The sequence below is a fragment of the Streptomyces sp. NPDC092369 genome, assembly GCF_044755245.1.
GTDB lineage: Bacteria > Actinomycetota > Actinomycetes > Streptomycetales > Streptomycetaceae > Streptomyces.
In genome coordinates this window covers 1176476-1202303 of record NZ_JBIVQP010000001.1, presented here as the reverse complement: position 1 = coordinate 1202303, position 25828 = coordinate 1176476, and the positions used below count along the sequence as shown (strand labels likewise).

General features: G+C 72.3%; 23 protein-coding genes and 1 pseudogene. 6 read left to right on the top strand and 18 right to left on the bottom strand.

Going from position 1 to position 25828, the window contains the following annotated elements:
- Positions 1-24: 24 nt before the first annotated feature.
- Both ACIQI8_RS05370 and ACIQI8_RS05365 read right to left on the bottom strand, forming a co-directional pair.
- Positions 25-1002, bottom strand: coding sequence for a hypothetical protein (locus ACIQI8_RS05370; RefSeq protein ID WP_402345148.1), 978 nt, complete (start codon positions 1000-1002; stop codon positions 25-27).
- Positions 999-1838 carry a phosphatase PAP2 family protein gene (locus tag ACIQI8_RS05365; protein WP_402345146.1) on the bottom strand — a complete coding sequence of 280 codons (840 nt, stop codon included), beginning with the start codon at positions 1836-1838 and terminating at the stop codon, positions 999-1001. Before ACIQI8_RS05365 ends, ACIQI8_RS05370 begins: the two co-directional genes overlap by 4 nt.
- Positions 1839-2061: 223 nt before the next feature.
- Between ACIQI8_RS05365 and ACIQI8_RS05360 the strand changes: the two genes are divergently transcribed.
- A complete protein-coding gene (locus tag ACIQI8_RS05360) occupies positions 2062-2676 on the top strand; it encodes a TetR/AcrR family transcriptional regulator C-terminal ligand-binding domain-containing protein (protein ID WP_402345143.1) in 615 nt (204 codons plus the stop codon).
- 144 nt (positions 2677-2820) lie between these two features.
- On the opposite strand, the gene ACIQI8_RS05355 is transcribed toward ACIQI8_RS05360, so the two are convergent.
- The 3 genes from ACIQI8_RS05355 to ACIQI8_RS05345 form a co-directional block, all read right to left on the bottom strand.
- Positions 2821-3837 (bottom strand): DUF2510 domain-containing protein, encoded by a 1017-nt coding sequence (locus ACIQI8_RS05355; protein ID WP_402345141.1) that lies wholly within the window; start codon positions 3835-3837, stop codon positions 2821-2823.
- Between the two features lie 125 nt (positions 3838-3962).
- A complete protein-coding gene (locus ACIQI8_RS05350; protein WP_402345139.1) occupies positions 3963-5117 on the bottom strand; it encodes an anhydro-N-acetylmuramic acid kinase in 1155 nt (384 codons plus the stop codon).
- Entirely contained in the window at positions 5108-6430 is a 1323-nt protein-coding gene (locus tag ACIQI8_RS05345; protein ID WP_402345137.1) for an MFS transporter, read from the bottom strand. The genes ACIQI8_RS05350 and ACIQI8_RS05345 overlap by 10 nt, the downstream gene beginning before the upstream one ends.
- Before the next feature lie 180 nt (positions 6431-6610).
- Between ACIQI8_RS05345 and ACIQI8_RS05340 the strand changes: the two genes are divergently transcribed.
- Positions 6611-9292: an ATP-binding protein gene (locus ACIQI8_RS05340; RefSeq protein ID WP_402345135.1), complete on the top strand. Its 2682-nt coding sequence runs from the start codon at positions 6611-6613 to the stop codon at positions 9290-9292.
- A 24-nt stretch (positions 9293-9316) separates the two neighbouring features.
- Here ACIQI8_RS05340 and ACIQI8_RS05335 read toward each other — a convergent pair whose 3' ends face one another.
- The 8 genes from ACIQI8_RS05335 to ACIQI8_RS05300 form a co-directional block, all read right to left on the bottom strand.
- The gene (locus ACIQI8_RS05335; RefSeq protein ID WP_402345133.1) at positions 9317-10108 is read right to left on the bottom strand and encodes an SDR family NAD(P)-dependent oxidoreductase; all 792 of its coding nucleotides are present in this window, start codon (positions 10106-10108) and stop codon (positions 9317-9319) included.
- A 79-nt stretch (positions 10109-10187) separates the two neighbouring features.
- Positions 10188-11306 (bottom strand): 3-oxoadipate enol-lactonase, encoded by a 1119-nt coding sequence (gene pcaD / locus ACIQI8_RS05330; protein ID WP_402345131.1) that lies wholly within the window; start codon positions 11304-11306, stop codon positions 10188-10190.
- Positions 11303-12634, bottom strand: coding sequence for a 3-carboxy-cis,cis-muconate cycloisomerase (gene pcaB, locus ACIQI8_RS05325; protein ID WP_402345129.1), 1332 nt, complete (start codon positions 12632-12634; stop codon positions 11303-11305). Before pcaB ends, pcaD begins: the two co-directional genes overlap by 4 nt.
- Positions 12631-13236, bottom strand: coding sequence for a protocatechuate 3,4-dioxygenase subunit alpha (gene pcaG, locus ACIQI8_RS05320; RefSeq protein ID WP_402345127.1), 606 nt, complete (start codon positions 13234-13236; stop codon positions 12631-12633). Before pcaG ends, pcaB begins: the two co-directional genes overlap by 4 nt.
- A 6-nt stretch (positions 13237-13242) precedes the next feature.
- Positions 13243-14016, bottom strand: coding sequence for a protocatechuate 3,4-dioxygenase subunit beta (gene pcaH, locus ACIQI8_RS05315; protein ID WP_402345125.1), 774 nt, complete (start codon positions 14014-14016; stop codon positions 13243-13245).
- A gap of 21 nt (positions 14017-14037) precedes the next feature.
- The gene (locus tag ACIQI8_RS05310) at positions 14038-15243 is read right to left on the bottom strand and encodes a thiolase family protein (RefSeq protein WP_402345123.1); all 1206 of its coding nucleotides are present in this window, start codon (positions 15241-15243) and stop codon (positions 14038-14040) included.
- A complete protein-coding gene (locus tag ACIQI8_RS05305; protein WP_402345121.1) occupies positions 15240-15884 on the bottom strand; it encodes a CoA transferase subunit B in 645 nt (214 codons plus the stop codon). The genes ACIQI8_RS05310 and ACIQI8_RS05305 overlap by 4 nt, the downstream gene beginning before the upstream one ends.
- The gene (locus tag ACIQI8_RS05300; protein WP_402345119.1) at positions 15884-16639 is read right to left on the bottom strand and encodes a CoA transferase subunit A; all 756 of its coding nucleotides are present in this window, start codon (positions 16637-16639) and stop codon (positions 15884-15886) included. The genes ACIQI8_RS05305 and ACIQI8_RS05300 overlap by 1 nt, the downstream gene beginning before the upstream one ends.
- Before the next feature lie 194 nt (positions 16640-16833).
- On the opposite strand from ACIQI8_RS05300, the gene ACIQI8_RS05295 reads away from it, so the two are divergent.
- Positions 16834-17298 carry a MarR family winged helix-turn-helix transcriptional regulator gene (locus ACIQI8_RS05295; RefSeq protein WP_402345117.1) on the top strand — a complete coding sequence of 155 codons (465 nt, stop codon included), beginning with the start codon at positions 16834-16836 and terminating at the stop codon, positions 17296-17298.
- 25 nt (positions 17299-17323) lie between these two features.
- Here the strand turns inward: ACIQI8_RS05295 and ACIQI8_RS05290 are convergent, their stop codons facing one another.
- Positions 17324-18262, bottom strand: coding sequence for a DUF3048 domain-containing protein (locus ACIQI8_RS05290; protein ID WP_402346694.1), 939 nt, complete (start codon positions 18260-18262; stop codon positions 17324-17326).
- 267 nt (positions 18263-18529) lie between these two features.
- Here ACIQI8_RS05290 and ACIQI8_RS05285 point away from each other — a divergent pair, with 267 nt between their 5' ends.
- Positions 18530-20047 (top strand): hypothetical protein, encoded by a 1518-nt coding sequence (locus ACIQI8_RS05285; protein ID WP_402346692.1) that lies wholly within the window; start codon positions 18530-18532, stop codon positions 20045-20047.
- An 81-nt stretch (positions 20048-20128) separates the two neighbouring features.
- Here the strand turns inward: ACIQI8_RS05285 and ACIQI8_RS05280 are convergent, their stop codons facing one another.
- The 3 genes and pseudogenes from ACIQI8_RS05280 to ACIQI8_RS05270 all read right to left on the bottom strand — a co-directional run bounded on the left by ACIQI8_RS05280 (position 20129) and on the right by ACIQI8_RS05270 (position 22432).
- Entirely contained in the window at positions 20129-20917 is a 789-nt protein-coding gene (locus ACIQI8_RS05280; RefSeq protein WP_402345114.1) for an SDR family NAD(P)-dependent oxidoreductase, read from the bottom strand.
- A complete protein-coding gene (locus tag ACIQI8_RS05275) occupies positions 20914-21678 on the bottom strand; it encodes a VOC family protein (protein ID WP_402345112.1) in 765 nt (254 codons plus the stop codon). The genes ACIQI8_RS05280 and ACIQI8_RS05275 overlap by 4 nt, the downstream gene beginning before the upstream one ends.
- Positions 21675-22432 (bottom strand): annotated as a pseudogene (locus tag ACIQI8_RS05270) (SDR family NAD(P)-dependent oxidoreductase). The gene ACIQI8_RS05275 and the pseudogene ACIQI8_RS05270 overlap by 4 nt, the downstream one beginning before the upstream one ends.
- A gap of 254 nt (positions 22433-22686) precedes the next feature.
- On the opposite strand from ACIQI8_RS05270, the gene ACIQI8_RS05265 reads away from it, so the two are divergent.
- Entirely contained in the window at positions 22687-23547 is an 861-nt protein-coding gene (locus ACIQI8_RS05265) for a helix-turn-helix transcriptional regulator (protein ID WP_402345110.1), read from the top strand.
- Between the two features lie 73 nt (positions 23548-23620).
- Here the strand turns inward: ACIQI8_RS05265 and ACIQI8_RS05260 are convergent, their stop codons facing one another.
- Positions 23621-24691 carry an ATP-dependent DNA ligase gene (locus tag ACIQI8_RS05260; RefSeq protein WP_402345108.1) on the bottom strand — a complete coding sequence of 357 codons (1071 nt, stop codon included), beginning with the start codon at positions 24689-24691 and terminating at the stop codon, positions 23621-23623.
- Positions 24692-24785: 94 nt separating this feature from the next.
- On the opposite strand from ACIQI8_RS05260, the gene ligD reads away from it, so the two are divergent.
- Positions 24786-25811: a non-homologous end-joining DNA ligase gene (gene ligD, locus ACIQI8_RS05255; RefSeq protein WP_402345106.1), complete on the top strand. Its 1026-nt coding sequence runs from the start codon at positions 24786-24788 to the stop codon at positions 25809-25811.
- The last annotated feature ends 17 nt before the right edge of the window (positions 25812-25828 follow it).

Genomic DNA, 25828 nt, shown 5'->3' with positions numbered 1-25828 from the left:
ACGAGGGCAGGCGCCGTACGGCGATCAGAGCGAGGTCAGATGCCCCGGCTCCGGCTGGCGGGGCACCAACGCCGGTTCCTGGGACGCCGTTTCGGGCTTCAGAGCCAGGACGGCGGCCACGGGGTGCTCGTCGTCGACGGTCGGCACCGGATAGGCGTCCGCATACCTGTCCGCGGCGACCGCGTCGGGCGTCGCCCGGGTGAGCAGCACGACACCCCAGGACGCGAGGCCCGCGCCCGCGAGAGCCAGCAGCACACCGGCCGCCCCGCCCTGCAGCCGCTCGCCCAGCAGCGCGAGCCCGATCGCCGCGGCGGCCACCGGATTGGCCAGCGTCACCACGGCCAGCGGTGCGCCGAGGCCACCCCGGTAGGCGGTCTGCGACAGCAGCAGGCCGCCCGTCGCGAAGGCCGCGACCAGCAGCGCCACCCCGATGACCTGCCAGCTGAGCAGCGGACCCGAACGGTCCGTCGCGGCCACCGTCACGGTCTGGGTGAGCGCCGAGGCGACACCGGAGGCGAATCCGGACGCGCTCGCGTGCCGCAGTCCCGGCCGGGCGCCAGGCCACGCCAGCATTCCGATGAGCGTCGCCGTGACACCCGCGACCCCCACCGCCTCGGGCACGCTCAGCACCGTCTCCGGCGCCTGCCCGGACGCGGTCACGAGGATCGCGGACAGACCGAGCAGCGTGAGGGCCGTACCCCGCCACTCCACGGAACTGACCTTGCGGCCGGCGATCCGTGCCCCCATCGACACCGCGGCGACGAGCGTGAGCGCGCCGAGCGGCTGGACCACGGTCAGGGGACCGTACTTGAGGGCGACCACGTGCAGCAGCGCGGCGGACGCGTTGAGCAGGACCGACCACCACCAGGCGGTCGAGCCCAGCAGGCGCAGCAGGCCCGAGCCGGGGTGGCGGGAGGCCAGCCGCTCCTGGGCGACCGCGGCGGCCGCGTAGGCGACGGCGGAGAAGAGGGACAGGACGACGGCGACGGCGGTGGCGCTCATCGGCCCGCTCCGACCAGGACGTTCTCGTCGGTCGACGAGGTCTGTGATCCGGCCGATCCTTCGGCCGGTACGAGCTTCTTCGTGCCCTCCGTGCCGCGGCCGGCGGTCGTCGCCGTGCGCTGCGGCCGGTGGATCAGGGCGAGCGCGGCACCGAGCATGGCGGTCGCCACGATCGCGTCGAGCCAGTAGTGGTTCGCGGTCCCCACGATCACCAGCAGCGTCACCAGCGGGTGCAGGAGCCACAGCCAGCGCCATCGTGTGCGGGTGGCGGCGATCAGGCCGACGGCCACCATCAGGGCCCAGCCGAAGTGCAGCGAGGGCATCGCGGCGAACTGGTTCGAGAGGTGGTCGGAGGAGGGCGGGCCGTAGACCGAGGGCCCGTACACGCGCGCGGTGTCGACGAGGCCGGTGGCGGCCAGCATCCGCGGCGGCGCCAGCGGGAACACGAAGGGGAGCACCAGGGCGGCCGAGGTGAGCGTGGCCAGGACCCGGCGGGCCCACACGTAGTGCGCGGGGCGCCGCAGGTAGAGCCAGATCAGGAAGGCCGCGGTGGCCGGGAAGTGCACGGTCGCGTAGTAGGTGTTCGCGATCTGGGCGAGGTCGTCGCCGTGCAGCAGCAGGGACTGCACCGAGCCCTCGCCGGGGAGATGGAGCGTCCGTTCCAGGTCCCACACGCGGGTCGCGTTGTGGAGGGCCTCGCCGGTGTGGCCCGTGGCCAGTTGTCGGCCGAACTTGTAGACGAGGAAGAGTCCTGCGACGAGCAGGAGCTCACGGACGACCGGAGGCCGCGCTATCGCGTCGGTCTCCCCTTCTGCAGGCTCGGTGCGGGCATTCATCCCCCGGCCCTTTCGCTGGTGCGTGTGGTGGTGCGGTAGGAGACTCCGGCCGAGGCCGGAACTCATCGATACGTCGCCGTACCGATACGCCAGTGTACCGATACGAATGTGTACCGGTACACTGGCGTATCGATAGATGTTCTTCACACCAAGAAAGTGCTGCACACTGGAATAACCGGCCCCCGGACGGGGGACCGCGAGACCGGAGCGAGGAGAAGAGTCGATGACGTCGCAGGCCGCGGACGAACCGGAAACGGTCGCCGCTTCGCGCCGCTCCAAGATCACGCGGGAGCGTGAGCAGGAGTTCTTCGACGCCGTGCTCGAACAGGTCCGCGAATGCGGGTACGACTCCGTGACCATGGAGGGCGTCGCCGCGAGCACGCGCTGCAGCAAGTCGACGCTCTACCGCCAGTGGCGGACCAAGCCCCAGTTCGTGGCGGCGGCGCTGCGCTCGGGCCGCAAGGTGCGCTTCGACGGCATCGACACCGGCTCGCTCGCCGAGGACCTGCGCCAGGTCGCGCGGGCCGCCGCGCAGTGGGGGCACAAGGACACCAAGCTCCTCGCGGCGCTCGGCCACGCCATCACCCAGGACCCGGAGCTTCAGCAGGCCCTGCGCGAGGCGCTCGTCGACCCCGAGATCTGCGCGATGCAGGGCATCCTGCGGCGCGGTGTGGAGCGGGGTGAGATCCCCGCCGACCATCCGGCGCTGCCGTACGTGCCGGCGCAGATGTTCGGTGTGATGCGCGCCCGGCCCGTCCTGGAGGGCGAGGACGCCGACTCCGAGTATCTCGTCCGATTCGTGGAGGCCGCCGTGCTGCCGACGCTCGGCCTCACCTGAGAATCAGGTCGCCGTCCATGGGATGACTGGACGGTGGCCTGCTCGCGCCGCACCGTGGGGACGGGGGCGGCGCGTCACCCCGGCCGGGCGGGGCCTCTCTTGAGCGGAGGGGGCCCTGCCCGGCCGATCCATGTCCGGGGCGGTTCAGACGGTCTGGCCGTCGCCGCTGCCGGTGGACACCTCGATGCCCTTGGTGATGTCGTCGATGACGCTCTGCTTCTCGCCGACGTCGACGCCGAAGCGGATCACGACGATCAGCTTCGGGTTGGCGGGCGCCGGGAAGGCGAGCGACTCGACATAGCCGTCGGCGCCCTTGCTGGTGACCGCCTTCCAGCGGACCAGGTAGCCCTTCTGGCCTGCCACCGTGACGGCCTTGGAGGCCAGCACGTCGTGCGAGGTGATCGAGCCGTAGGTCTTGCCGCCGTAGGACTCGTTCGCGTTCGGCGAGATGTCGGCCTTGGCGACCGCCTCGGCCGTGGTGCCCGCGGTGCCCAGGGCCTGGGCGGGTGCGGAGTAGGCGCCGCCCTTGGTGCAGGACTGCGAGGTGTCGCCGGGGCACTTGTAGGAGTCGTTGGACGTCACCTGCGCGCCCACCGAGATCTGCTGGCCGAACCAGTCCTTCGGGATCGGGATGCTGATCCCGCTGATCGAGTCGGTCACCGAGCCGCTCTCGATCCTCGGCGCCTCGGACTGGCTCGGACCGGGCGTGGGAGTGCCCCCTCCGGAACCTCCGGAGCCCCCTGAACCGCCGTTGCCGCCGAACGGACCGCCCTGACCGCCACCCCCGTTCTGTCCGCCGGCGGTGCCCGGCGGCTGCTGCGCGGTACCGCCGCCGGAGTCGCCGTTGTCGGTCAGCGCCCACACGCCCACACCGATCGCGGCGAGCACCGCCACGGCGACCGCGACGGCTATGCCCGTGCGCAACCCGCGCCGCGGGGCCGCCGGCGGCTGACCGGGATACGCGGGATAGGCCGGATAACCGGGATGCACCGGATACCCCTCGGCCGTCGGCGCCTGCGCCGCGGGACCCCAGTCGGCGGCCGAGCCCGCGGGGCGGGTCCGGTCCGTCCATGCCTTGCCGTCCCACCAGCGCTCGGCGGCGGGACCCTCACTTGTCTGCCCGGGATCGGGATACCACCCGGGAGGAGTCACCTGCGTCATGTCCCCACCGTATGAGGCCTCAGTGAAAGCGGGATGAGAGGACCCCGCCTTCCGGACACGAAGACGGTCCAGGACCTCGGGACACGGCCTCCGCAACATGTTCGGCCCCGGCTTCGGTCATCCCCTCAGGCCACCACCAACCGGACCGGTGCCCGGGCCCCCGCGGCCGGCGGTCGCCACCCCTCCCGGCCCGGTGTGATCGACCCCAGCACGCTCGCGTGGCGTGCCCCGGTGCTCGCCGGGTCGGTGCCGGGCAGGCCGTGTGCGGTCAGGAAGCCGAGTACGGCGAAGGCGTACGCCTCTTTCGCGTCCGAGGGGAGGCCCAGTTCGTCGGAGGTGCGCACCGGCACTCCGGGCAGCCGCCGGGCCAGCATCTCCATGAGCGTCGGGTTGCGGATGCCGCCGCCCGAGCCGATGACCTCGGTGCCGGCCACGAGGCGCACGGCGTCCGCGATCGTCTCGGCCGTCAGGCGGGTGAGGGTGGCGATCACGTCCTCGGCCCGCAGCGTCCCGAACCCGGACAGGGCGTCGCGGAGGTACCCGAGGTGGAACAGCTCCTTGCCCGTCGTCTTCGGCGCGGGCAGTCCGTAGTACGGCTCCGCCAGCAGCCGGCGCAGCAGCGGCTCGTGCACCCTGCCGCGCGCGGCCACCGCCCCGTCGACGTCGTACGCGAACCGTCCGCCGCTGAACCCGCTGGCCGCCGCGTCGATCAGCGCGCACCCGGGACCCGTGTCGAAGGCGGTGCCGTCGGGTGCGGTGAGGTTGGCGATGCCGCCGATGTTGAGCGCGACGGGCGTGCCGGGGCGTCCGCGCAGCCACAGCAGGTCGAACAGGCTGACCAGGGGCGCGCCCTGACCGCCCGCGGCGATGTCCCGGGGCCGGAAGTCGGCGACCACCGGCAGCCCGGTCGCCTCGGCGATCCAGGCCGGCTGCCCGAGCTGGAGGGTGCCGTGGACGGTGGCGTCCTCGACCCAGTGGAAGACGGTCTGCCCGTGCGACGCGACCAACTCGGCGCCTCTGTCGCACAGTTCGCGGTCCGCCCGGACGGCCGCCGCCGCGAAGGCCTGCCCGATCCGCGTGTCGAGGCGGCAGACCTCGGCAAGCGAGCAGGTGCCCGGCGGCAGGGCGGTCGCGAGTGCCTCCCGCAGTTCCTCGCCGTACGGCTCGCTCACCATCCCGAGCGGCTTCAGTACGAGGCTGTCGTCGGCGAGGCTCAGCTCGGCCGCCGCCGCGTCGATGGCGTCGTAGGACGTGCCCGACATCAGGCCGATCACCCGCATCCGCTCAACTCGCCTTTCTCTCCGCCGTGTTTCTCTTCCGCATCTCTCTTCGGCTTCCCGGCCAGTGCCAGCACGCTCACCGCGCAGGTCGCCGCCGCGTAGTACCCAGGAATGTCGACGTTCCCCGTCCGCTCGACGGTTTCCGTGATGATGAGCCCGGCGCAGCCCGAGAACACGGCATTCGACAGGGCGTAGGCGAGTCCCAGGCCCGTATGGCGCACGGTCGTCGGGAAGAGTTCGGCGAGCATCGCGGGACCCGGCCCGGCCATCAGCCCCACCACCGCGCCCGCGCCGAACAGTGCCGCCCCCTTCGCCGCGTACGAAGTCGCCTGGTCCTGAAGGAGGTTGAGCAGCGGCAGTGCGAGGACCACCACGAGCAGCGCGCCCGTCAGCATCACCGCCCGCCGTCCGATCCGGTCGCTGAGCGCGCCCGCCGGCAGGATCGTGGCCGCGAACCCCACGTTGGCCAACGCGGTGGTGAGCAACGCCTGCTGGAAGGAGGCGTCGAGCGTGCTCTGCAGATACGAGGGCAGCACGACGAGGAACGTGTATCCGGCCGCCGCCCAGCCCATGACCCGCCCTGCCCCCAGCGCGATCGCGCCCGCCACCTCACGCGGCGGCGGTCGCACGGCCGCCGCCTCCCGGACGCACGCGGGCGTCTCGTCCAGCCGCAGCCTGAGCCCGAGCGCCGCGAGCCCCATCGGCAGCGTCAGCAGGAACGGCAACCGCCAGCCCCAGCCGTACAGTTGATCCTCGGTCAGCAGAACACCGAGCCCAGCCGCCCCACCCGCACCGGCCAGCAGCCCCAGTGCCACCGTGAACGACTGCCACGCCCCGTACAGCCCACGCCGGCCCGGCGGCGCGGACTCGGTCAGCACCGCCACCGCACCCCCGAACTCCCCGCCCGCGGACAGCCCTTGGACCACCCGCAGGGCGGTCAGCAGCCACGGCGCCACAGCGCCCGCGGTCGCGTACGTGGGCAGCGCGCCGATCAGCGTGGTCGCGCCCGTCATCAGCACGATCACCAGGATCAGCACCGGACGGCGGCCCATCCGGTCGCCCAGCCGCCCGAACACGGCCGCGCCGACCGGCCGGAAGAAGAACGCCAGCGCGAACGACGCGTACGTCCGCACCAGCGCCTCCGCTTCCCCGCCGCCCGCCGGCGTGAAGAAGCGCGCCGCGATGACGGTCGCGAGGTATCCGTAGACCCCGAACTCGTACCACTCGACGAAGTTGCCCACCGACCCCGCCGCCAGCGCCCGTAGCGCAGCCGGGCCCTTCGCCGTGGGTCGTTGTCCGAAAATCACCGTCATTTGAACGCCTTTGACTGTCCGTCAGTTCAACACAGGCAGGTCACCGGGCCGGCGCGTCGACCGCGCGAACCCGCCGTCACCCGTCACGGCAACAGCTGCCCGGACCCGCCTCCACTTCGGCATTCGTACGGCTACGCTCAAGGGCTGTACGTCGTTCGGGCGACTTGGGGAGGTAGCGGGATGACGGAGGTAGGGCCCATGGAGGCCGCCTCGGACCCCCTCTGGGAGCGCGAGGAGGAAGTCGCCGCCGTCGAGCGCGCGCTCGACACCCTCCAGTCCGACAAGTCGAGTGCCGGCAGCCTCCTGGTGATCCGCGGCGAGGCGGGCATCGGCAAGACCGCCCTGCTCGCGGAGACCCGCCGCATCGCCGAGCGCCGCGGCTGCACCGTATGGGCGGCCCGCGGCGGCGAGACCCTGCGGTCCGTCCCCTTCAACGTCGTACGGCAACTGCTGCAGCCCGCGCTGCTGTCGCTGATGCCGGAGGAGGCCCGCGAGTACCTCGGAGACTGGTTCGACATCGCGGGACCGGCTCTCGGCATCGCCGAGCCGGGCGAGCGCCGGGCCGACCCGCAGGGCGTGTGCGACGGCCTGGTCGCCGCGGTGCGCCGGCTGGCCCGGCGCGAGTGGCCCCTCGTGCTGCTCGTCGACGACGCCCACTGGGCCGACCAGGAGACCCTGCGCTGGCTCGCCGCCTTCGCCGAGCGCCTCGACGACCTCTCCGTCCTGCTCGTCGTGGCCCACCGCCCCGGCGAGGTCAGCGGCGAGAGCGCCCGCCACCTCGACACGGTCGCCGCCGCGGGCCGCCCCCTCGACGATCTCAGCGCCCTGACCCCGGCGGCCACCGCCGGACTCACGCGTGCCACCCTGGGCCCGCACGCGGACGCCCCGTTCTGCCGCGAGGTCTGGGCCGTCACCGGCGGCAACCCCTACGAGACCGTCGAACTCCTCGCCAAGGTGCAGGACAGCGACCTGGAACCGACCGAGGGGGCCGCCGCCGAACTGCGCGCCCTCAACCGCTCCGCCCGCGGCGGCGGCCTGGTCGCCCGCCTGGAGGAACTCGGCATCGACGCCACCCGGTTCGCCTGGGCGGCCGCCATCCTCGGCACCGGCATCTCCGTCGGCCTGGTCGCCCGGCTCGCCACCCTGGAGTACGAGAACGCCTCGCGCTGCGCCGACCTCCTGCGCTCCGCCCGCATCCTGACCGAACCCGACCCGGCGAGCCACCAAGTCGGCGACGGCGACCTGGAGTTCGTCCACCCGCTGATCGCCACGGCCGTCTACAACTCCATCCCCGACGCCCTGTGCACCGCCATGCACGGCATCGCCGCCAAGGTCGTCACCGACTACGGGTTCGGCGCCGCCATGGCCTCGCGCCACCTTCTCCAGGTGCACCCGGACAGCGACGAGGAACTCGTCGAGCAACTGCGCGAGGCCGCCCGCGAGCATCTCGCCGTCGGCGCCCCCGACGCGGCCCGCCGCTGCCTGGAACGCGCCCTGGTGGAACCGCCCGTCGCCACGGTCCACGCCTCCGTGCTCTACGAACTCGGCTGCGCCACCCTGCTCACCGCACCCGCCCGGACCATCGCGCATCTGCAGACGGCCCTCGCGATGCCCGGCCTCGACAGCGACACCCGGGTGGAGGCCGTCTACCGCCTCTCCCAAGCACTGCTCCACAACGACCAGTTGGACGAGGCCGTCCGCACGGTCGAGGCGGAGACCGCCCGGCACGAGGACGGTCCCGCCCGACTGCGGCTGCAGGCGGTGCACTTCATGTGGGAGGGCATCCACGCCGGCGAGACCAGCTCACCCGGGCGCTCCGAGCGGCTCGCCGAACTCGCCGCGACCTGCACCGGCCGCGACAACTCCGAGCGCGCCCTGCTCATCCTGCGCGGCTTCGACGCCATGACCCACGGCGAGAACGCGGAGGAGGTCGTCGAACTGTGCGACCGCGCCCTCGTCAACGGCCGCCTCGCACCCGGCCTCGGCTGGACCGACACCGAGTGGGGCATCGAACTGCTGATGATGCTCGCCGGCTCCTACGCCTACAGCGACCGCCTCGACCGCGCCGAGTCCCTCTACAACGAGGCCCTGCGCGCCTACGAGTCGGCCGGCTGGAGCGGCGGCCACCTCTCCCTGGCCCACGCCTACGTCGGCCTCGGACACCGCAGGCGCGGCCGGCTGCGGGAGGCCGAGTCGTCCCTGCGCGAGTCGCTGCGGCTCGCCGAACGCGTCGGCCGCGGACTGCCCCTGTACTGGTCGGCGACCTGCAACCTGGTCGACGTACTGCTCGCCCGCGGCCATGTCGACGAGGCCTGGTCGATCGCCGAGCAGTACGGCTTCGCACCGCCCTACCCGTCCACCATCGTGCTGCCCGACCCGCGCTCGGTGCGCGGCCGGCTGCTGCTCGCCGTCGGCCGCACCAAGGACGCGATCAACGAACTGGAGCAGGCGGAGAAGGCCGCGACCGCTCGTGGCCACCACAACCCGGTGCTCGTGCCCTGGGCCGTCGACCTCGCGCCCGCGCTCGCCACCGAAGACCCGGTCCGCGCCGCCCGGTTGGTCAGCGACGTCCGCCGCCGCGCCGAGCGCTTCGGCACCGACACGGCCATCGGCGAGGCCCTGCGCTGCGCCGCCGCACTGGAGACCGGACAGCGCGCGGTACGCCTGGCCGCCCAGGCCGTCGCCTATCTGGAGGCGTCGCCCTGCCAGTACGAACACGCGGCGGCCAGGGTCGAGTACGGCATCGCCGCCCGCTCGGTCGCCGAGCTCAACCGGGGCCTCACGCTCGCGCGTTCGTGCGGCGCCGACGGACTGGCGGCGAAGGCACGGGAGGTGCTGGACACGGGCCGCGGACTGCGCTGAGCGCCGGGCTCGGGCCGATCCGGCTCAGAGCGCCAGCAGTTGATCGGTCACCGCCGACAGCCGCTTGCGCACTGCGGGGTCGTACGTCTCCTCGTGCGCCCGCGCCGGCCGGGTGCCGTCGAAATAGCCGCCCGTGCCCGACTCCCGGGTCGCCAGGGCCAGCACCCCGGGCGCCCCGTCGGCCACGGTGCTCCAGGGCGTCACTCCGCCCTCGCGGACCATCGCCGTGTCCATGAAGGTCGCCGGGTGCAGCACGTTCACCGAGACACCCGTGCCGGCCAGCTCCTCGGCGAGCGTGAAGGTGTACGCGGCCAGCGCGAACTTGCTGCGGCAGTACGCCGCGAAGCCGCCGTAGCCGCGCGTGAACTCGGGGTCGTCGGGGTCGAGGGGCTCCTGCCCCGCCGAGCCGACGTTGACGATCCTGGCCGGCGCGTCGGCGCGCAGCACGGGCAGCAGAGCGCGGGTGAGCGCGACCGGCGCCAAGTAGTTCACGGCGAGCCGGAGTTCATGGCCGTCGACGCTCAGCTCCCGGCCGCCGTCGGGTGCGCCGCCGCCCACGCCGGCGTTGTTGATCAGCACGTTCAGCTCGGGATGCGCGGCGGCGACCTGCTCGCCCAGCTCGCGCACCTGGGCCAGCGAGGCCAGATCGGCGACGAACCCCTCGGCGTCGCCCTCGGTGCGCAATTCCTCGACCAACAGCTCGGTGCGCCCCCGGTCGCGGCCGTGGGCGAGGACGAGGTGTCCGCCGCGGACCAGCTCGAAGGCGAGGTAGCGGCCGAGACCGGAGGTGGCACCGGTGATCAGAAGGGTGGACATGGCACCACAGTAGGCACGCGGCGGGACCCCGTGCGAGGTACTGCTGGAGCTACGACCACCAGGGACACCCTCACCCTCGTCAGTCGTCCTCCTCCGCCAGCACCCGCTGCGCGGTCGCGAACGCCGAGTTCGCCGCCGGGACCCCGCAGTACACGGCCGTCTGGAGCAGCACGGCCCCGATCTCCTCGGGGGTGAGCCCGTTGCGCCGGGCCGCCCGCACATGCATGGCCAGCTCGTCGTAGTGCCCGTGCGCGACCAGCGCGGTCAGCGTGATCATGCTGCGCTCGCGGCGGGTCAGCGTCGGGTCGGTCCAGATCTCGCCCCACGCGTAGCGCGAGATGAAGTCCTGGAAGCGGGCGGTGAACGGCGTCTGCCGGGCCTGCGCGCGGTCCACGTGCGCGTCCCCGAGCACCTCGCGCCGCACTTCCATGCCCCGCTTTGCGCCGCCGTCGAGATGCGCCCGCAGCGCGGTGAGGACGGCCTCGGGGCACTGCGCGGGCGCCAGGTGCGATGCCCCCGGCAGCTCCACCAGCGCGGCGCCCGGCACCGCGTCCGCGATCTCCCGCAGGTGCGCGGGCGGGGTCGCGGGATCGTCGCGCCCGGCGAGCGCCAGGGTCCGCGCGGAGATCTCGCCGAGCCGGTCGCGTACATCGAAGGCGGCCAGCGCGTCACAGCAGGCGGCATAGCCCTCGGGGTCGGCGTCCGCGTGGTCCCGGACGAGCCGCGGCACGGTGAAGTCACCTGAGAACCAACGGGCATCGGCGCTCTCCACGAGCCACGCCAGCCCCTCCCGCCGGACCCGCGCGGCCCGCTCCTCCCACGGCTTGGCGCCGTTGAAGTGGGCCGAGGAGCAGATCACCGCCAGCGACTCGACCCGCTCGGGATGGTCCACGGCCAGCTGCAGCCCGACCGCACCGCCCAACGACACCCCCGCGTACGCGAACCGCTCGATGCCCAGCGAGTCGGCGAGCGCGAGCACCAGGTCGGCAAGATCACCGACGGTCGCGCCGGGACCGATCAGTTCGGCCGCCGACCCGCCGTGCCCCGGCAGGTCCCAGCGCACCACGCGATGGGTGACCGACAGCTCGGGCGCGACCTTGTCCCACAGGGCGTACGACGTGCCCAGCGAGGGCCCGAGAAGCAGCGGGGGAGCGGAAGCGGGCCCCTCGGCACGGTGGTTGAGCAGCAGATCGGTCAACGTCGCTCCAGGGAACGGTCGGTGAGGGCTCCGGCGGAGCCGGTGTAGCGAGCGGGGTCGGTGAGCGCGTCGAGGTCGACGTCCTTCAACTCGGGCTCCGCCGCCAGGAGTTCGGCGAGCGAGCGCCCCTCGCTGTACGTCCGTCCGGCGACCTCTGTGAGCAGGGCCTTGGCGCGGGACCGGCCGAGCACGGGGGCCAGCTCGGCGGAGAGCCGTTCCGAGACGATCAACCCGTGGGTCAGATCGAGGTGTTCGCGCATGGCCACCGCGTCGACCCGCAGCCCCTCGGTCAGTTCGGCGGCGTCCCGCGCGGCCCCGCCGACCAGTCGGAGCAGGTCGCGCAGCGGCTCCCACTCGGCGTGCCAGGCCCCGGCGGGCCGCTCGTCCTCAGCCACCAGCGACCCGTACAGGGTCGCGGCGAGCTGCGGCGCCCGCCGGGCAGCGGCGGCGATCAGCGTGGACCGTACGGGATTGGCCTTGTGCGGCATGGCCGAGGAACCGCCACCGCTGCCCTCCGTGACCTCGGCGAGCTCCGTCCGGGCGAGCGTGAGCACGTCCGCCGCCGTCTTGCCCAACGCCCCGGCGGTGAAGGCCAGACACCCGGCGAGATCGGCGATCGGCGTGCGGAGGGTGTGCCAGGGGAGGAGGGGTTCGCGCAAGCCGAGTTCGCGGGCGAAGGCCGCCACCAGGGCCGGCGGGTCCTGGCTGCCGTACGCCGCGAAGGCGGCCAACGTCCCGGCCGAGCCGCCGAGTTGGGCGGGCAGCCCGGCGCGTACCGTCTCCGTCCGGTCCCGTGCGTCCAGGGTCAGGGACCGCCAGCCGGCCGCCTTCAGCCCGAATGTCGTCGGGACGGCGTGCTGGGTGAGGGTGCGGCCCGGCATCGGGGTGTCCCGGTGGTCTGCCGCGAGCCGGGCCAGGGCACTTTCCGTGCGGCCGAGGTCGGCCAGGACCAGGTCCAGCGTGCGTGCCGCGACCAGCATCGTCGCGGTGTCCAGGATGTCCTGACTGGTCGCGCCCCGGTGGACGTACGGCCCGTACTCGTCGCCGACCGCCTTCGTCAGGTCCGCGACCAGCGGGATGACCGGGTTGCCGCCGGCCCGGGCGCGCTCGGCGAGGGAGCGCACGTCGAAGCGGGCGGCGTCGGCCGCGTCCGTCACCGCCTCGGCCGCCTCGGGCGGGGCGAGCCCCAGCCCGGCCTGGGCCCTGGTCAGGGCGGCCTCGGCGTCGAGCAGCGCCTGAAGATAGGCGGTGTCGGCGGTCGCCGAGGCGGCCGGGGCGCCTGCCCACCCGGGGGCGAGCAGACCGGTGTCGGGATCGACAGGTGTCACTGGAACTCCAGGAAGACCGTTTCGCCTTCGCCCTGAAGGCGGATGTCGAAACGGTATGTGCCATCGCCCTGTTCGGCGGCGATCAGCGTGTCGCGTCGCTCGTCCGGCAGGCGGGACAGCAGCGGGTCGGCGGCCAGCACGGCCTCGTCGCCCGGCAGATAGATCCGGGTGTACAGGTGCGTCAGCAGCCCGCGCGCGAACACGCACACGCTGATGTACGGCGCGCTCCGCCCACGAGCCCCCGGTCGCAGGGTCCGCGCGTACCAGTGACCGTCGGCGTCCGTCTGGATCCGCCCCCAGCCGGTGAACTCCACGCCGTTGCGGCCCAGATAGCCGCCTGTCGCCGCGTCGCGCCGGATCGAGCCGTTGGCGGTCGGCACGTTCCCGTCGGGGTCGGCGCCCCACAGCTCCACGAGCGCGTCCGGCAGCGCAGTGCCCTCGCCGTCGTGGACGTGTCCCTGGATCGTGATCGTGTCGGGGTGGCCGACGGGCGCGATGTCGCCGCCGCCGGGGAAGGGCAGCGCGTAGCCGTAGAAGGGGCCGACCGTGTGCGAGGGGGTGGGCAGGACGGAGTCCGGACGGCTGGTGTCGATCTTCGTCATGGCGGGTCAGCGTCCTTCTTCGATCCAGGTGGCGTGCGGGCCGTCCAGCACGATGTCCCAGTGGTAGCCCATCGAGAACTCCGGCACCGACAGGCTGTGGTCGTACGTGGCGACCAGCCGCTGACGTGCCGCGTCGTCGGTGACCGACTGGATGATCGGGTCGTAGGGGAAGAGCGGGTCGCTGGGGAAGTACATCTGCGTCACCAGCCGCTGCGTGAACGCCGTGCCGAACATCGAGAAGTGGATGTGCGCCGGGCGCCAGGCGTTGACGTGGTTGCGCCAGGGGTAGGGGCCCGGCTGGATCGTGGTGAAGCGGTACGCGCCGTCGGCGTCGGAGATCGTGCGGCCGACGCCGGTGAAGTTCGGGTCCAGCGGGGCGTCGTGCTGCTCGCGCTGGTGCGCGTAGCGGCCCGCCGAGTTGGCCTGCCAGATCTCGATCAGCTGGCCCCGGACGGGCCGCCCTTCGCGGTCCAGGAGCCGCCCGGACACCGTGATCCGTTCGCCGATCGGCTCGCCCCTGTGGTGTCGGGTGAGGTCGTTGTCGATCTCGGTTATGTCGCGGTCGCCGAAGGCGGGGGAGTGCAGCTCCACCAGCTCCGGGTCCTGGCTGACGTCGATGGCGACCGGCGGCTGCTTCGGGTGGCGCAGCACGGAGGAGCGGTACGGCGCGTAGTCACGGCGCGGGTGGTGCTCGACGGGGGCGCCGTCGGCGACGCGCTTCTCGTAGGCGGCGTGCTCGGCCGCGATCTCCTGGTCGATGTCCTGCTGGGTGAGAGTCATGGGGGTTCCCTGGTGTTCCTGTTACTGGCGTTCGAGGACGAGGGCCAGTCCCTGACCCACGCCGATGCAGAGGGTGGCGACACCGACTCCCGTGCCCTTGCGGGCGAGTTGGTGGGCGACGGTACCGGCGAGCCGGGCACCGGAGGCGCCGAGCGGGTGGCCCAGCGCGATGGCGCCGCCCTGCGGGTTGAGGATCGCGGGGTCGAACTCGGGCCATTCGGCGACGCATCCGAGCACCTGGGCGGCGAAGGCCTCGTTGAGTTCGAGGACTGACAGGTCGTCAAATCCCTTGCCGGCCTTGGTCAGTGCGCGCCGCACCGCCTCGACGGGGGCGAGGCCGAAGTACTGCGGGTCGATCGCGGAGACTCCGGTCGCCGAGACCCGGGCGAGCGGCTCGCGACCGGTCGCCTTGAGCCCCTCCTCGTCCACCAGCAGCAGGGCCGCGGCACCGTCGTTGAGCGGCGAGGCGTTGCCCGCCGTGACCGTGCCGCCCTCGGCGCGGAAGGACGGCTTGAGCCTGGCCATCGCCGCCAGGGAGGCGTCGGCCCGTACGGACTCGTCGGCGGCGAAGGAGACCGGGTCGCCCTTGCGCTGCGGGACCGGGACGGGCGCGATCTCGCCGTCGAAGAGGCCCTCGGCCTGGGCCTTGGCCGCCTTCAGGTGACTGGCGAGCGCGAACTCATCCTGCTGCTCGCGGCTGATCTTGTGCTTGTCGGCGATGAGTTCGGCGGACTCGCCCAGCGGGATGGTCCACTCCGGGTTCATCCTCGGGTTGACCATGCGCCAGCCCAGGGTGGTCGAGTACAGCTCGGTGTGGCCGGCGGGGAAGGGGCGCTCCGACTTGGGCAGCACGTACGGCGCGCGGGTCATCGACTCGACGCCACCCGCCACGACGATGGAGGCGTCGCCCACCGCGATGGCGCGGGCGGCCTGGATGACGGCTTCGAGGCCGGAGGCGCACAGGCGGCTGACGGTCACGCCGGGTACGGAGGTGGGGAGGCCGGCGAGCAGGCCTGCCATGCGGCCGACGTTGCGGTTCTCCTCGCCGGCGCCGTTGGCGTTGCCGAAGTAGACGTCCTCGATGCGGGCCGGGTCCAGGTCGGGCGTACGGCCGAGGAGTTCACGGATGGCGTGGGCGGCGAGGTCGTCCGGGCGGACGCTCGCGAGGCCGCCGCTGTAACGGCCGATCGGGGTGCGGACCGCGTCGACGATGTAAACCGAGTTCACAGCAGAACCTCCGGGACGGTCAGTTTCGCGTCGGTCTTGGCGATGACCTCGTCCACACTCACACCGGGTGCGGTCTCGACGAGGACCAGGCCGTCCTCGGTCACGTCGATCACGCCCAGGTCGGTGATGACTCGGTTCACACATGCTTTGCCTGTGAGCGGCAGCGCGCACTCCGTGAGGATCTTCGGGCTGCCGTCCTTCGCGGTGTGGGTCATGACGACGATGACGTAGCGGGCGCCGTGCACGAGGTCCATCGCCCCGCCGATCCCCGTGATCAGTTTCCCGGGAATGGCCCAGTTGGCCAGGTCGCCGGCGGCCGACACCTGCATGGCGCCGAGCACGGCCACGTCGATGTGCCCGCCCCGGATCATCGAGAAGGACAGCGCCGAGTCGAAGAAGGAGGCGCCGGGCAGGACCGTGACGGTCTCCTTGCCGGCGTTGATCAGATCCGGGTCGACCTGGTCCTCGGCCGGGTAGGGGCCGGTGCCCAGGATGCCGTTCTCGGACTCCAGGACCACCTCGACGCCGGGCGGGAGATAGTTCGGGATCAGGGTCGGCAGGCCGATGCCGAGATTGACGTACTGCCCGTCCCGCAGTTCGCGCGCCGCACGGGCCGCCATCTGTTCGCGTGTCCAGGCCATCAGCTGCTCACCGTCCGCTGCTCGATCCGCTTGTCGGCGGCCTGCTCGGGGGTGAGCGCCACCACCCGCTGCACGAAGATCCCCGGCAGGTGCACCGCGTCCGGGTCGATCTCGCCGGGCTCGACCAGCTCCTCGACCTCGGCGATCGTGATCCGCCCGGCCATCGCGGCGAGGGGGTTGAAGTTGCGTGTGGACTTGTTGAAGACCAGGTTGCCGTGCCGGTCGCCCTTCGCCGCCCGCACGAGCGCGAAGTCGGTGCGGATGCCCCGTTCCAGCACGTACTCGGTGCCGTCGAAGTCCCGCACCTCCTTCGGCGGCGAGGCGAGCGCGACGCCGCCCTCACCGTCGTAGCGCCAGGGCAGTCCGCCCTCGGCGATCTGGGTGCCGACGCCCGCCGGGGTGTAGAACGCCGGGATCCCGGCGCCGCCCGCCCGCAGCCGTTCGGCCAGCGTGCCCTGGGGGATCAGCTCCACCTCCAGCTCGCCGGCCAGGTACTGGCGCGCGAACTCCTTGTTGGCGCCGATGTACGAGCCCGTCACCCGGGCGATCCGGCCGGCCGCGAGGAGGACCGCGAGGCCCGACTCCATCGCGCCGCAGTTGTTGGAGACCACGCCGAGACCGGTGACCTCGCGCTCGTACAGGGCCTGGATGAGCACGTTCGGCACACCGCTCAGGCCGAAGCCGCCGACCGCGAGCGTCGCGCCGTCCGGCACATCGGCCACCGCCTCGGAGGCTGTGGGGACCACCTTGTCCATCCGCGAAGCTCCATCTCGTCCGGAGTTCATCAGGGCACTGAGCGATACAGTGAAGTTTCCTTCACGCTGCCACTGGTCGGGGTTGGCGTCAAGAGCTGCGAGAAGTGCCGGCCAGTAAGAGGTACAGCCAGGAGACACCTGCGGAAACCGCAGGTATCGTCAGTGCACGGACGAATTCGACCTCGGGGGCGCACATGGCCGCGCTGGACCTCACCACCCACCCCGGGCATCTGGCCCGGCGACTGCAGCAGGCGCACTACCTGCTGTGGAACACGATGGTCTCGGAGGAGATCACCTCGCCGCAGTTCGCGGTCCTCAACGCGCTCGTCGAGGAGCCGGGCCTGGACCAGCGCACGGTGGGGGAGCGGGTGGGTCTCGACCGGTCCACGATCGCCGAGGTGGTCAGCCGGCTCGGCCGGCGCGGGCTGCTCGACAAGGTGCGCGACCCGCAGGACGGCCGCCGCTTCCTGCTCCGCCTCACCGGCGAGGGCGAGCGCACCCACCGCAAGCTGAGTGTGCGCACGGCCCGGATGAACCGCGTCTTCCTGTCACCTCTCTCCGCCGCCGAACAGACGGTCTTCTGCGACCTCATCCAGCGGGTCGCCGACGCGGCCGAGGGGCTCCGCAACCCGGCGGAACCCCTCGTGACGCAGCGCTGAGCGCCGGGAGCTAGCCCCTCGCCCGTCAGGACGCCTTCGCGAACACCACCCACACCTGCCCCTTGGCGAAGTTCACCGGCGAGCCGTCCTTCGTCGTGAACTCCGTGCCGTCCTCGGCCTTCTCGCGCTTCCAGTCGACGTCGTAGGCCCGTCCGTCGCGCAGCACCCGGGCCGTGCCGGAGCCCACCGTCTCGGTGTACGGCGTGTTGTTGCCGAGGACGTCGTGGAAACGGGACTGGCGCACCTTCACGTACTGCACGACGACCGTCGCCGGTGCCACCCGCTTGCCGTCGGTCGTCACCGTCGGCGTCCCGTCCATCGAGACCAGCCAACGGTCGCTCTTCGCGGACCAGTTGAAGGTGAAGGAGGCGGACGGGAAGCGGACGGTCCGCGAGGTCTCCTTCGTACCGCCGGAGGGCGCCGCGCCGAAGGTGAAGCCGTTCGTCAGCGCGTCGGCGCCCGGAGCGGAGTGCATCAGCTTGGAGGGGTGCAGATAGAGGTTGTGCGGGGCGGCCTTGTCGCTGCCCCGGTAGTAGGCGTCGGACGCGTCCTCGGGCGGCACCGCGCGCAGCGGCGCCTTGTCGATCAACGGGAGCAGCTTGTGCTGCGCTCCGGAGAAGGCGAGCGTCGGGTCGTCGTACTGGCGCAGCAGCTCCAGATCGGACTCCCGCGCGCTGCGCACCGGCCCGATCGACTTCGGCAGCCGGGTCGCGTACACCGCCATCAGTCTGCTCAGCCCGCCCTCGACCTGCTCCGCGTAGACGACGTCCGCGGCGCGCAGTCCGGTCTGCGGGCGGGCGGCGCGAACGTTGTCGATCTTCACGGCGAGGACGGGACCCGCGCTCTTGTCGGGGTTCTCGTCGGCGCTCCTGCTGGGGGTCGGGACCGGCGTCCGCAGCTGTCCGCGACCGTCGTCCACCGGGTTGTGCGTTCCCGTGCAGCCGGCCGCGAGCGCTGCCGTCATCGTGGCGGCCAGCACCGCCACCGTCGTCGAGGCGCGTCGTGTGCGCGCCGTGCGTCCCTTGCCCACCGTGGCACCACATCCTGTGTCATCGATTGTGCGCTTATAAGTTCATAGCTGCGCATACCCCTTCGATCACGATTGCGCGCGTCGAATGGGCCGATCGGCTGCAGAGCGTCGTCCTTGACGGTTGCCCGGAGCCCGGTGACCGGCCGTGATCGGCTCGAAAATCCTGAGCCGATCGGTCACGGTCCGGGCAGGATGCCCCCTGTGCACCATGTCCTGTGCGGGCTCGCCGCCAACGTGGCCCTGCCGTCCGAGCTGGTCGACCGGCTGATCGCGGTCGCCGACGACGACATCGCCGTGGACCTCGCCGGGCGGGCGGACCTCAGCCGTGATCAGGCGGTCGCGTTGGCCTCGCGCGTCGAGGGGAGCGGGGTGCGGCTCGCCTACGAGGGCCGCCTGACCGCCGCCGACGTGGATCCCGCGGCACAGCCGCTCACCGCCCTCGCCCTGCTCGACGAGGGCGCCGGCAACCCGGAGTGGGCGCGCCTCCTCGCCGCGGATCCGGATCCGCGGCGCCGGGAGAAGCTGGCCGCCTGCCCCGGTCTCCCGGCCGACGTGGTGGAGGCGCTCGCCGCCGACCCGGATGTACGCGTGGTCGCGGAACTCGCGGTGTGGACCACGGCGGAAGTGACCGCCAGGCTCGCGGGACATCCGCATGCCGAGGTCCGACGCGCGGTGGCGGCCAACGAAGCGACGCCCCCGGCGGTACTGGCGGCGCTCGTCACCGGCGAAGGGCTGCCGCCCGCTCCGCGATGCCTGGTCTGCGACCGCGAGGCGACGCCGTTCGTGCACGACGCGCACTGCCCGTGTCCCCACTGCGATCTGCCGACCGGCGCCTCCTGCGACGGTTCCCACGAGTCCGCTCTGCACGACCTGTGGGCGGCGGCACTGCGGAACCCGGCGACGCCCGCCGGAGCCGTCGTCGGCTTCGCGGACCACCCCTCGATGATCCTGCGCTGGGCGCTCGCCGCCCGCTCCGACCTGCCTCCAGAGGTGTACCGGCAACTGGCCGCGGACCCCACTCCTGGCGTCCGGGCCGGTCTCGCCGGGAATCCCGCGATCGACGACGACCTGATCCGCACCCTGGCCGACGACCGCGGCCACGACGTGCGGCGCAGCCTCGCGCACAACGAGCGCGTACCGCTCGACGTGCTCGTCCACCTGGCGGGTGTCACCAGGATCGGCCCCACCCTGCTGCCGCGGATCGCCGCCGCGTCGCCCGCCGAGGTTCGGGAGTTGGCCCGGTCGTCGAACCCGGCCGCGCGCATGCTCGTGGCCCAACGGCGCGATCTGCGGCCGGAGTTCCGTGATGCGCTGGCCGCCGACCCCGACGCGAAAGTGGTCAAGGCCATCGCTCCGCACCCGGGCCTCACCGAGGCACAGTTGCGTGCCATGGTCGACCGGCACGGAGTCCGGGTCCTTGCCAAGGTGGCGACCAACCCGGACGCGAGTCCGGCGCTGCTGGAGGACCTGACCCGGCACGAACCACCGGTGCGGAAGGCGTTCCGCGAGATCGCACGGCACCGGAACGCGACGGCCCGGACTCTGTTCGCCTGCCTGGCGGACGGAGACGCGAGACCCATGGCCGCGGGCCATCCGGCACTCCCCGCGGCGGTCGTCGTGGAACTGCTCGCCGACGCCGACTGGCGGGTGGTGGAAGCGGCGGCCGCCAACCCGTCGCTGCCGCTCGCCGTGATGTCGGATCTCGTGCCCCGGCTGTGAGCACGCGGCCCCCCACATGGACGCCGGTCACCGGGCCGCACGTACGTGCTGAGCCTGCCGACAAGTACTCCTGCGCGGTGTTCAGAGTTGGGTCTGCCCGCCGTTCACCTCGTAGACGGAGCCGGTGACGAAGGCGGCTTCGTCCGAGAGCAGGAAGCTGACCACCGCTGCGACCTCGTCGACGTGGCCCACGCGGCCCATCGCGGTCTTCGCGGCGATGGACGCGCGGACCTCGGGCGGGAGGGCTTGTGCCGACGGTGCGTCGATCGGGCCGGGGGCGACGGCGTTGACGCGGATGCCGCGTTGCGCGTACTCGACGGCGGCGGAGCGGGTGAGTCCGACGATGCCGTGTTTGGAGGCCGCGTACGCGGCCCGCCCGGCGTGCGCCATCACTCCGGCGGTGGAGGCCATGTTGAGGACGGCCCCGCCGCCGGCTCGGAGCATGTGGGCGATCTCGGCCTTCATGCTGTGGAAGACGCCGGTCAGGTTGATGGCGACGACGTCGTTCCAGTCGTCGAGAGCGATGTCGTGGACCTCTACCAGGCCGGGCGTGACGCCGGCGTTGTTGAAGGCGAGGTCGAGGGCCCCGTAGGTCGCTACGGTGAACGCGACGAGCCGCTCGGTGTCGTCGTACGAGCGGACGTCCGCGGCGAACGCGGATGCGAGGTGTCCGGCGGCGCGGAGTTCCGCGGCGACGCGTTCGGCGGCCCCCGCGTCACGGTCGGCGACGACGATACGCGCGCCGTCCGCGGCGAGACGTGCGGCAGCCGCCGCTCCGAGGCCGGATCCGGCGCCGGTGACGAGGCCGACCTTGCCGGTCTTGTCGCGCTTGACGTGCGTGTCGTGCGTGTCGTGCGAGCCGGTGATCATGCGACGGCCTCCTGTCCGGCGGGTTGGAGCAGGGTGAAGACGGCGCCCGCGGGGTCGAGGAAGACCGCGATCGTGCCGATTCCGACCGGCGTGGGCGGCATGAGCCGGGTGCCGTCGTGCGCGGCGGCGATCTTCGCGGCGGTCTCGATGTCGTCGACGGCGAAGTAGACGTCCCAGTACGCGGGGGTCTCGGCGGGCATGGCCGGTGGCCGGGGCAGGAGCCCGGAGAAGGGTCTGCCGAGGGTCCGCCACTCGCGGCGGCCGAGGGGACCGCTCGCCTCCGTCAGCTCCCATCCGAAGGCCTCGCGGTAGAACGCCGCAGACGTCTCGACGTCGTCGGTGATCAGCTCGCCCCAGGCCGGGGTGCCGTGCGCGGGCCGCTCGCGACGCGGTGCGGCGGGCGCGCGGAGTGCGAACCGTGTTCCGTTGGGGTCGCTCACGACCGCGGTTGCGGCGGAGCCGCCGACCGCCGGGGGCAGGAGCGCGCCGTCGGCCTCGGAGACGGCGGTCAGCGCGGTGTCGAGGTCGTCGACGTCGAAGTGGATCAGCCAGCCGGCGGTCCCGTCGGCCGCGGTGAGGCCGGAGATGTCGGCAACCGGCGTGCCCGCGACGGATGCGATGAGCCGACCGCTGCCCTCCGTCACGGCCCAGCCCAGCACGGCCCGGTAGAAGGAAGCGACGGTGCGAGGATCGGCCGAGGCGAGGCTTGCCCAACTGGGGCCGACAGCGGTTCGGTACGCGTCGTCGGTTCGGCCGTTCACAGGCTCTGCCCGCCGGAGACCTCGATGCGCTGCGCGGTGACCCACCGGTTCGCGTCCGAGAGAAGCGCCGTCACCGCGCCCGCGATGTCGTCGGGCTCGCCCACGCGACCCAGCGCGACCTGCGAGGTGAGGTAGGCGCGGACCTGCTCGTCGTGCATCATGCCGCCGCCGAAGTCGGTCGCGGTCGCTCCGGGCGCGACGGTGTTGACCCGGATGCCGCGGCTGCCGAGCTCCTTGGCCTGGTAGCGGGTGAGGACCTCGATGGCGCCCTTCACAGCCCCGTAGACGGAATGCCCCGGGGCGGTGAAACGGGTCAGTCCGCTGGAGACGTTCACGATCGCGCCGCCGTCGGCGAGCGTCGGCAGCAGGGTCTGCGTCAGGAAGAACACGCCCTTGAGGTGTACGTCCACCAGGTCGTCGAAGTCCTTCTCGGTCGTCTCGGCGAACGGGCGGTCAGGTCGTTACCGGCGTTGTTGACGAGGAAGTCGAACGTCGTCCTGGCCCAGCGCGTCCGCAGTTCGGCGTCGAGCCGCGCGGCGAAGTCCGCGAAGGCGCTCACGACGCCGACGTCGAGCCGCAGCGCGACGGCGGAACGACCCACGTCCCTTACGGCGGAGACCACTTCCTCGGCCTCGGCCCGGTTGCTTCGATAGCTCACGACCACGTCGACACCCGCCCTGGCGAGGTGCAGGGCGTACGCGCGCCCGAGGCCCCGGTTGGCTCCGGTGATGACGGCGATCTTCTGGGCACTCACGACGACTCCTTGGGGACTGCTCGCTGGTTACTGCTCACTGGTCACTGATTGCTTTCCATTGGTCATTGGCCATGGGTCGCTCGCTGCTCGCGAGGAGTTCGACGTACTCCCGTTGACCCCGATGACCAGTTGACGCGCGATCGGGGAAGTCATCCAGTGCCTGCTGATCCACTGTCCGCCGATCCCAGGCTGAGCCCTCAGCCTGGGATCGGCGGACAGTGGATAGCCGTGTCCGCGTGCGGCACAGTGTCGATATGGATCAGAGCGGCCTGGCGACCTTTCTCCGTAGGCGTCGAGAGGCGCTGCAACCCGACGACGTCGGCTTTCCTCCAGGACAGCGCCGACGGACGCCCGGGCTGCGACGCGAGGAGGTGGCCGCGCTGTGCGGGATGTCGACGGACTACTACAGCCGTCTCGAACGCGGCCGCGGACCACAGCCCTCGGAGCAGATGATCACAGCGATGGCCCGCGGGCTCCGGCTCACCCTCGACGAACGCGACCATCTCTTCGTCCTCGCCGGCCACAACGCACCGGCCCGCGCCGCACGAGACGATCACGTCGACGCCGGGATGATGCGCATCATCGACCGCCTCGGTGACACCCCCGCCCAGGTCGTCACCGGCACCGGCGAGACCATCGTCCAGACCCCGATGGCAGTGGCCCTGCTCGGCGACGAGACCCGTTTCACCGGGCTCGCGCGCAGTCTCATCTACCGATGGTTCACCGATCCGAACGAACGTACGATCTATGTGCCGGACGATCATCCGACGCACAGCCGCGTGTACGTCGCCCATCTCCGCGCGGTGGCCTCCCGCGAGGGCCGCGGCTCGCACGCCGCCGCGCTCGCCGGCCGGCTGGGCGCGGAAAGCTCCGAGTTCGCGGAACTGTGGGCCCAGCACGAAGTCGGTGTCTCACACACCGCCCGCAAGCGGATCCTGCACCCGGAGGTCGGGATGATCTCCCTGCACTGCCAGACACTCCTCGACCCCGACCAGGGTCATTTGCTGCTGGTGTTCACGGCGACCCCGGGCACGGAGGACCACGACAAGCTCCGCCTGCTCTCGGTCATCGGCAGCCAGCGGCTCGGGGCGTCCACCACGACGGCCTCCGACTGAGGCCATGCTCCCCAGCCCGCCGTCGAGCGCGGAGCGGCAGGTCGAGGGGGCTGTGCGCCCGACCGTGATCGCCTCAGTCCTGCGGCCCGAAGATCTCCGCGAGGTCGTACCCCACCGGCTCCTCCAACTGCGCGTACGTGCAGCTCTCGGGCGTGCGGTCCGGGCGCCAGCGGCGGAAGCGGGCCGTGTGGCGGAAGCGGGCGCCGTTCTCCATGTGGTCGTAGGCCACCTCGGCCACCCACTCGGGGCGCAGCGGCACCCAGGAGAGGTCCTTCTTGCCGGACCAGCGGCTGGGGGCGCCGGGCAGCCGAGCCGTCTCGTGTGCCGCCTCCTGCGCCCAGGCGGCCCACGGGTGACCCCTGACGTCCTCCATCCGCAGCGGCTCCAGCTCGTCGATCAGCTCGGCGCGCCGCTTCATCGGGAACGCGGCCGACACCCCCACGTGCTGCAGGGTGCCCTGGTCGTCGTAGAGGCCGAGCAGCAGCGAGCCCACGATCGGGCCGCTCTTGTGCAGGCGGTAGCCCGCGACGACGACGTCCGCGGTGCGCTCGTGCTTGATCTTGAACATGGCGCGCTCGTCCTGGAGATAGCGCAGGGTGAGCGGCTTGGCGATCACGCCGTCCAGGCCCGCTCCCTCGTACTGCTCGAACCACTGCCGCGCCACCTCGATGTCGGTGGTCGCCGGCGCCACGTGCACGGGCGGCGACACCCCCGCCAGGGCCATGGTGAGCAGCGCCCGCCGGTCCGCGAGCGGCACGTCGAGCAGCGACTCGTCCGCCAGGGCCAGCAGGTCGAAGGCCACGAAGGACGCCGGGGTCCGCTCGGCGAGGGTGCGCACCCGGGAGTCCGCCGGGTGGATCCGCTCGGTGAGCGCGTCGAAGTCGAGCCGCCCCTCCCGGGCGATGACGATCTCCCCGTCCAGCACGCACCGCGGCGGCAACCGCTCCGCGAGCGCCGCCACCAGCTCGGGGAAGTACCTGGTCAGCGGCTTGCCCGTACGACTCCCGATCTCGACGTCGTCCCCGTCCCGGAACACGATCGCCCGGAATCCGTCCCACTTCGCCTCGTACTGCATGTCGGGCGGGATCCTCGCCACCGACTTGGCGAGCATCGGCTTCACGGGTGGCATCACCGGCAGGTCCATGGCTCCGATTCTGCGCGCATACGACGGATTCTGCGCGCATACGACGGCTGCCGCCCGGTGTGCGTGGGACCCGAGGTGCGCCTACCGTGGCCGCATGGCCGAAGCGGTGGAACTGGAAGCGGGCGGCCGGACCGTCCGGCTGTCCAGCCCGAGCAAGATCTTCTTTCCCGAGCGCGGATTCACCAAGCTGGACCTGGCGAAGTACTACATCGCCGTCGGCCCCGGGATCCTGCGCGCCCTGCGCGACCGCCCCACCACTCTCGAGCGCTATCCCGACGGCGTGAGCGGCGAGAACTTCTTCCAGAAGCGCGCGCCCAAGAACATGCCCGACTGGATCCCGACCGCCCACATCACCTTCCCCAGCGGTCGCAGCGCCGACGAGATGTGCCCGACCGAGGAGGCCGCCGTGCTGTGGGCCGCCCAGTACGGCACGCTCACCTTCCACCCCTGGCCGGTCCGCCGCGACGACGTCGACCACCCGGACGAACTCCGCATCGACCTCGACCCGCAGCCCGGCACCGACTTCGACGACGCCGTCCGCGCCGCCCACGAACTGCGCGCCGTCCTTGACGAGTTCGGCGGTCTGAAGGGCTTCCCCAAGACCTCCGGCGGACGCGGTCTGCACGTCTTCGTGCCGATCGAGCCCAACTGGACCTTCACCGAGGTCCGGCGCGCCGCCATCGCCGTCGGCCGGGAGCTGGAGCGCCGGATGCCGGACCACGTGACCATCAAGTGGTGGAAGGAGGAGCGCGGTGAGCGCATCTTCGTCGACTACAACCAGACCGCGCGCGACCGCACCATCGCCTCCGCCTATTCCGTACGGCCCCGCCCGCACGCCCCCGTGTCCGCGCCCCTGACCTGGGACGAGGTGGGCACCGCGCATCCCCAGGACTTCGACCTCGCCACCATGCCCGCGCGTTTCGCCGAACTCGGCGACGTGCACGCGGACATGGACGACCACCGCTTCTCCCTCGAAGCCCTCCTCGAACTGGCCCGCCGCGACGAACACGACCACGGGCTCGGCGACCTGCCCTACCCGCCGGAGTATCCGAAGATGCCGGGCGAGCCGAAGCGGGTGCAGCCGAGCCGGGCGAGGAAAGAGGCGCCGCCGGCCGAGTAGTCCCGGCCGGGGCGCCT

What these genes read in the sequence shown, in the direction of transcription:
- ACIQI8_RS05370 (WP_402345148.1), bottom strand. Translation starts at nt 1,002, where the DNA reads ATGAGCGCCACCGCCGTCGCCGTCGTCCTGTCCCTCTTCTCCGCCGTC.
- ACIQI8_RS05365 (WP_402345146.1), bottom strand. Translation starts at nt 1,838, where the DNA reads ATGAATGCCCGCACCGAGCCTGCAGAAGGGGAGACCGACGCGATAGCG.
- ACIQI8_RS05360 (WP_402345143.1), top strand. Translation starts at nt 2,062, where the DNA reads ATGACGTCGCAGGCCGCGGACGAACCGGAAACGGTCGCCGCTTCGCGC.
- ACIQI8_RS05355 (WP_402345141.1), bottom strand. Translation starts at nt 3,837, where the DNA reads ATGACGCAGGTGACTCCTCCCGGGTGGTATCCCGATCCCGGGCAGACA.
- ACIQI8_RS05350 (WP_402345139.1), bottom strand. Translation starts at nt 5,117, where the DNA reads ATGCGGGTGATCGGCCTGATGTCGGGCACGTCCTACGACGCCATCGAC.
- ACIQI8_RS05345 (WP_402345137.1), bottom strand. Translation starts at nt 6,430, where the DNA reads ATGACGGTGATTTTCGGACAACGACCCACGGCGAAGGGCCCGGCTGCG.
- ACIQI8_RS05340 (WP_402345135.1), top strand. Translation starts at nt 6,611, where the DNA reads ATGACGGAGGTAGGGCCCATGGAGGCCGCCTCGGACCCCCTCTGGGAG.
- ACIQI8_RS05335 (WP_402345133.1), bottom strand. Translation starts at nt 10,108, where the DNA reads ATGTCCACCCTTCTGATCACCGGTGCCACCTCCGGTCTCGGCCGCTAC.
- pcaG (WP_402345127.1), bottom strand. Translation starts at nt 13,236, where the DNA reads ATGACGAAGATCGACACCAGCCGTCCGGACTCCGTCCTGCCCACCCCC.
- pcaH (WP_402345125.1), bottom strand. Translation starts at nt 14,016, where the DNA reads ATGACTCTCACCCAGCAGGACATCGACCAGGAGATCGCGGCCGAGCAC.
- ACIQI8_RS05305 (WP_402345121.1), bottom strand. Translation starts at nt 15,884, where the DNA reads ATGGCCTGGACACGCGAACAGATGGCGGCCCGTGCGGCGCGCGAACTG.
- ACIQI8_RS05300 (WP_402345119.1), bottom strand. Translation starts at nt 16,639, where the DNA reads ATGGACAAGGTGGTCCCCACAGCCTCCGAGGCGGTGGCCGATGTGCCG.
- ACIQI8_RS05295 (WP_402345117.1), top strand. Translation starts at nt 16,834, where the DNA reads ATGGCCGCGCTGGACCTCACCACCCACCCCGGGCATCTGGCCCGGCGA.
- ACIQI8_RS05290 (WP_402346694.1), bottom strand. Translation starts at nt 18,262, where the DNA reads ATGACGGCAGCGCTCGCGGCCGGCTGCACGGGAACGCACAACCCGGTG.
- ACIQI8_RS05280 (WP_402345114.1), bottom strand. Translation starts at nt 20,917, where the DNA reads ATGATCACCGGCTCGCACGACACGCACGACACGCACGTCAAGCGCGAC.
- ACIQI8_RS05265 (WP_402345110.1), top strand. Translation starts at nt 22,687, where the DNA reads ATGGATCAGAGCGGCCTGGCGACCTTTCTCCGTAGGCGTCGAGAGGCG.
- ACIQI8_RS05260 (WP_402345108.1), bottom strand. Translation starts at nt 24,691, where the DNA reads ATGGACCTGCCGGTGATGCCACCCGTGAAGCCGATGCTCGCCAAGTCG.
- ligD (WP_402345106.1), top strand. Translation starts at nt 24,786, where the DNA reads ATGGCCGAAGCGGTGGAACTGGAAGCGGGCGGCCGGACCGTCCGGCTG.